Source organism: Hyalangium sp., from assembly GCF_035629615.1.
Lineage (GTDB): Bacteria > Myxococcota > Myxococcia > Myxococcales > Myxococcaceae > Hyalangium.
In genome coordinates, this window is sequence record NZ_DASPHO010000649.1 from 1 (window position 1) to 5,285 (window position 5,285).

Annotated in this window: 4 protein-coding genes; 2 read left to right on the forward strand and 2 right to left on the reverse strand. The window is 68.4% G+C overall.

Annotated elements, in window-relative coordinates; translation table 11 throughout:
• On the reverse strand, positions 1-419 hold a 419-nt coding region (locus VD972_RS33180), incomplete at its 3' end, for a YdcF family protein (RefSeq protein ID WP_324992804.1).
• Between the two features lie 184 nt (positions 420-603).
• Here VD972_RS33180 and VD972_RS33185 point away from each other — a divergent pair.
• Positions 604-2,277 (forward strand): hypothetical protein, encoded by a 1,674-nt coding sequence (locus tag VD972_RS33185; RefSeq protein WP_324992805.1) that lies wholly within the window; start codon positions 604-606, stop codon positions 2,275-2,277.
• Here the strand turns inward: VD972_RS33185 and VD972_RS33190 are convergent, their stop codons facing one another.
• The gene (locus VD972_RS33190; RefSeq protein ID WP_324992806.1) at positions 2,278-4,047 is read right to left on the reverse strand and encodes a hypothetical protein; all 1,770 of its coding nucleotides are present in this window, start codon (positions 4,045-4,047) and stop codon (positions 2,278-2,280) included.
• A 208-nt stretch (positions 4,048-4,255) separates the two neighbouring features.
• Between VD972_RS33190 and VD972_RS33195 the strand changes: the two genes are divergently transcribed.
• Positions 4,256-5,285, forward strand: a 1,030-nt coding sequence (locus tag VD972_RS33195; RefSeq protein ID WP_324992807.1) for a hypothetical protein, incomplete at its 3' end; no start/stop codon positions are given.

Genomic DNA, 5,285 nt, shown 5'->3' on the forward strand with positions numbered 1-5,285 from the left:
TCCGCCTCCCACGCCTCGTGTACCGGGAGCCCGTGGCGGCGGAAGTGGTGAGTGGCGCGACGCAAGTGGGCGGCTGGGGCGACCAGCACCACCTCCTGCTCTCCGAGCAGGGCAGAGACGCGGTGCGCGTTGTCCGCGGTGTCGATGGAGAGCTCCTCCAGGCGCACTCGAGACGCAGCGTCTACCGGCGCGTGGCGGCAAGCGTAGCGCCACATCACCGCTGCTTCGGAAGGGTGGTGGGGCCCCGCGGTCCGTCCGCCGGAGAAGACGAGCAGCGGCGCGCGGCCCTCGGCCAGCAGCCGCGCGGCGGCTCGTGCGCAGAGGCGGGACTCGAGGGTGAGGCGCAGGCCTCCTGCCCGGGAGGGTGGAGCGAAGCCCTGTCCCAGTACGACGACGATGCTCAGCCGGTCCACAGGCATGCCCTCGGAGTATAAGCTCCGGGAGCTTCGAGGGGATGCCCAGCCAAAGGCCATGATCCTGAGCATGCTGGGCCTGCGGGTACGCCGAACCGAGAGGAACTGAGCCGGGCGAGGGGAGCCCGGCGGCGAGGCAGCGGAGGCTGTGGTATATCCCTTCGAAATGCGAAGGATCCTCCAGGGCTGGATGGCTTGCTTGCTGCTGCTGGTGAGTGGCTGCAGCGAGCCAGGGACGGGTGAGGACGCGTGTAGTTGGACGCAGTTCGGCCGCGACCCCCAGCACCACGGGGCCGGGTGCGTGGTGGCTCAGCCCCCCGAGCGGCGCCTGGCGGAGGTGGTGCTTGATCCCTTCGCCTCAGAGGAACTCTCTGACGGAGATGGGTCGCTGCGCATCCATTACCAGTCTCCTCTCGTGGTAGAGGATGACGTATACGTGGGCATCAAGTCCGGCCAATACACGCCCTGCGTGGATGGGCAGGGGCAGCAAGCGCCATGTTCGCCCGAGGCCTACGCGACGCAGACGTGGAGCGAGGCCCACTACCGCTGGAAGTCCGGCGAGCTGCAGCACCAGTGGACCTTCGACAGCGACTGGAAGCCCCTGCCCTTCCTGCGCAGCGAGCAGCTCTTCCATGCCGCCATCCACGGCCGCACATTGTACGTGCCCGGGCTGGGCGGCACGCTCCACCGGGTGGACCGGGAGACGGGCCATGCCCGGGACCGCATCAATCCTTTCGGCGACGAGCTCGACCCCACCCTCTATGTGGCCGGCCCGCCCAGCGTTGGCGCCGATGGCAGCGTCTACTACAACGTCCTGCAGGTGGAGCCAGGGGATCCCTTCCGTGCGGATGCCCACGGCTGGTTGGTCAAGGTGTCACCCTCCGGCTCCACGCGCATTGCCTCCTATGCCGGGCTGGTACCTGAGGCGCCCGCGGCCGATGCGCTCTGTTACACCACCTTTCCGGCCGGGACCCCGGCGCCGCTACCCCCTCCACCCAACGCCGATGGTTCGCCCGCACTGCCCCCCCAGGCCCCCTGCTCCTCACAGCGCCCCGGGCTCAACGTGGCGCCGGCCATCTCCCCGGATGGGATCGTCTTCACCCTCAGCCGGGCCCACCGTAACGATCGTTATGGCTACCTCGTCGCCGTCAACCCGGACCTGACGCCGCGTTGGAGCAGCTCACTCCGGGAGCTGCTCCAGGACGGCTGCGGGAAGAAGGCCACCTGCCGGGAGGGAGCCACCCCCGGTGTCGAGCCTGGCACCAACCTGCCCCCTGCAGGCCGTGTCGTCGACGGCGCCACCTCCTCGCCGGTGGTGCTGCCGGACGGCAGGATCGCCTACGGCGCCTTCACCGAGTACAACGGCTCGCGCGGCCACCTGCTCGTGTTCAGCCAGGAGGGAGAGTTCGCCGGCAGCTATGACTTCGGCTGGGACATCACCCCCGCCGTCTACCGCCATGGAGCTACCTACTCGCTGATCCTCAAGGACAACCACTACGCGGTGCTGCCCAGGGATGAGCGCTTCTACATCACGCGGCTCTCCCCGGAGCTGGAGCCGGAGTGGAAGGCCAAGGCTGTCTTCGACGAGCGCTGCATCCGCGATGACTCTGGCGGGGTCTCCTGCCAGCCCGAGCACGGCAACAGCTTCGAGTGGTGCATCAACGCCCCCGCGGTGGATGCGGAGGGCACGGTGCACGTAGCCAGTGAGGACGGGCACCTGTACGCCATTGATCAGCAGGGCATCGTCAAGGGGCGCCACTTCCTCCAGCGCGCCCTGCGCTCGTCCTACACGCCGGTGGTGCTGGACGGGCAGGGCCGCATCTACGCGCAGAACGTGGGGCGGCTGGTGGTGGTGGGGCGCTAGCTACAGCGACTCGAGGTACGCCTCCAGCTCCGCGCGCTCTGCGGGAGCCAGCAGGAACCCCACGTCATGCACGGAGCCCCCTGTAGGGCCGAGCACCTGGGTGAGCGTGGCGGCCCGGCCGTCATGCAGGTACGGCGCGCGGGTGGCAAGCCTCAGGAGTGAGGGCGCCTTGAAGGCGCCTCCGGTACCCACGTCCACCAAGGTGCTCGAGGCCAGGCGTGGCCCGGTGTGGCAGCGGGTGCAGCCGAGCATCGGGGATTCGAAGAGGGCGCGCCCATGCGCTACCTCCGCGGCCCTTGGCTGGAGCGGGGGCTCCAGGGGAAGGGTGTCCAGCCATGCGCCCAAGGCTGAGACCTCCGGCTCGGAGGGAGGCGTCCCGCCCATGCGGTTGACGAGCGTCTCTACCAGCAGCGTGCGCAGATCCGGCACCGACCCGTCCCAGTGGAAGGGCGCCATGGCCGAGATTCCCCCTTGCAGTGGCTGGGTGCGGCGCGGCCCGGTGGTGTCGAAGCGCCACGTGCGCCCATCTTGCCCACCCTCCGGGTGGCAGGAGGCGCAGGAGACATGGCTGGGCGAGGGCTCATGGAAGCGGCGAGCGCCCACCACGGATTCGAAGGAGGGGGCCTCGCCCAGGGTCAGCCGCTCATAGCCGTGCCCGAGCAGGCGCGTCAGGCCCCACCCGTCAACCGTCTGCACCAGCAGCTCTCCTCCAGGGGTGAAGGCCACCGCCACCGGCTGATCAGGAAGCTCGAAAGAGCGCTCGGCCAGCGGCGCGCACCGGCCAGCACTGCCCTCCAGCCAGGCACGAGTCCCCACCACCACCCGCCGGCTACCGGAGGACACCGCGGCCAGGTGGCTGCCCGAGCCAGAGAAGGCGACATCTCCTGGCAACACGCCCAGCGCCACCTGCCAGTCCCTCGCCTGGGCTCCCGAGGGACCGAGTGTCGTGATCGCACCGTGCACCAGGCCTTGCCCGCACTGCCCCTCGGGAGTGGAGCTGGGCCCTGCGTAGGGCGGACGGGCCTGGGGCTGCTGCGTCAGGCGCACTTCGCCCGAGAAGGCGAGTTGATGGAGCAGCGCGACGCCACCCGCCGGATCGGCTACCAGCCGCCATCCCACGGCCGGCTCCATGGCCTCGGCACTCCCCCCAGTGCTCATTGCGGGAGGCAGGAAGCGTGAGAGGAGGATGCCCGAGGAGGACATGCGCATCACCTCCGCGCTCTGGAAGGAGCTGATCCAGAGACCCTCGCCCTCGGGAACCACATCTCTCAGCCCGGGCCGCAGACGCAGGACCCTCACGGGACCCCCTCCGCCTGCTGGCAGGGTGACGAGCTCGCCGCCTCCACACGCCACGTGCAGCAGCTTCCCTGCCATTTCGTAGGCCAGCCCCCGCGGGGCGGAGCATACCCGCCGCCGCTCCATGAGCCGCACCTGCTCCACGTCCACCTGCAGCAGCTCCCCTCCCCGGCGGGTCAGTGCGTACACCTGGCCGGCTTCACCCTCCACCAACCGGCCGGGCTCCTCCCCAGGCTCCAATGACACCTGCCCGCGCACCGCCCACTGCGCCAGATCCACCACCCACACCCCATCCCGTGCTGCATCCGCGGCCACCGCATGGAGCCCATCCCGGGTGACGAGCAAGGTGCCGCCCGAAATGGCAGGCAGCGGCTGGAAGGGACTTGCGCGCGAGGGCCCACTAGAGGGGGGTGCGCAACCCACCCCCATCAAGACGCACTGCGGCAGGATCAGCAGGGCCAGGAAGGACTTCACGCAAAGTATCTTTCCGGTTGGGACATTCCTGAATTCCTGGTATATTTTTTATTGATACTTAAACGGCTTAAGAAGGGTATTCCTAATGAAACTTTCTGTGGCGAGCTTCATTTCCCTGGGCGTCATTGGCGCCCTGGTAGCAGGAGGCTGTGGAGACTCCAAGCCTTCCACCAATGCTTCCCAGCGCAGTGTAGAGGCCAGCCGGGCCATGGCCCATACGGTGGGCGTCCACAGCTATCGCTTCGAGATTACGAATGGCCGCGCCACCGGCGTGGGCCTGGATGCAGAGGGCCAGCAGGTGGCCACGGTGCAGGTGGCGAAGGAAGGCTCGGGCGTGAGCTTCATGCTCGAGACGGCCGCGGGCTCGGCCAGCCGCTACATCCGGGATGTGAGCACAGGCACTTTCGTGGAGGACATCCGGGTGCTGAACTCGGACCTGGCCTTCCACCGGGAGGGTGGGAATCAGGGAAGGAGCCAGGTCACCATCTCCCGCGGTGCGCGCAGCTGGAGCTACGTGGAGGGTGAATACTCTGGACTCAAGCGCTTCCTGGCCGAGGCCTCGGGCGTTGACTACATTCCGGCGCTGGACCTGCGCACCAGCATGAATGCCCTGGTGGCTGATCCCAATGTCTCGGCGCTCCTGGACATCCAGTTGGGTGGACAGACCATCGTGCAGACCACGCACGATTCGCTGGCGGCTGGCGCCTGCGCCAAGGTTGCCTGGGAGGCGATCAAGGCAGGGTGGAAGGCGGCCACTTCAGCTGCGGCCGCGCGCAGGGCGGCAAAACTTGCCTGCACTGCCTACAACCTGCACTTTGCCTACTGCGAGCTCGTGGCGCTCGGGCAGAACCCGCCCAACCCCAATAACAAAGCCTGCCCCGTCACTGCTGCCGAGCACGCCGCCGGCATTGCGATCTGCGCCTCGGCGGGCATGCCGGCCAAGAAGAAGAAGGTCACGAAGGTCTCGGGCACGACCGCGTCGTCCTGCTCCACCGGCGTGGCTGCCTTCTCCACCGCTTACTCCACTTGCCCGTCCCCGTCGCCTTCGCCTTCGCCTTCTCCGAGCTGCTCGGAGTTCGACCACGAGGAGCTGGAGGACGAGACAGGTGATGAGGGCGACGACGCGAGCATGTACGTCGAGGACGAAAACGGCGAGGATGTCTGGCTGAACCAGGTCACCGAGGATCCGGAGACGTGCCCGTCGCCGTCTCCCTCTCCGTGCCCCTCCCCCTCGCCGA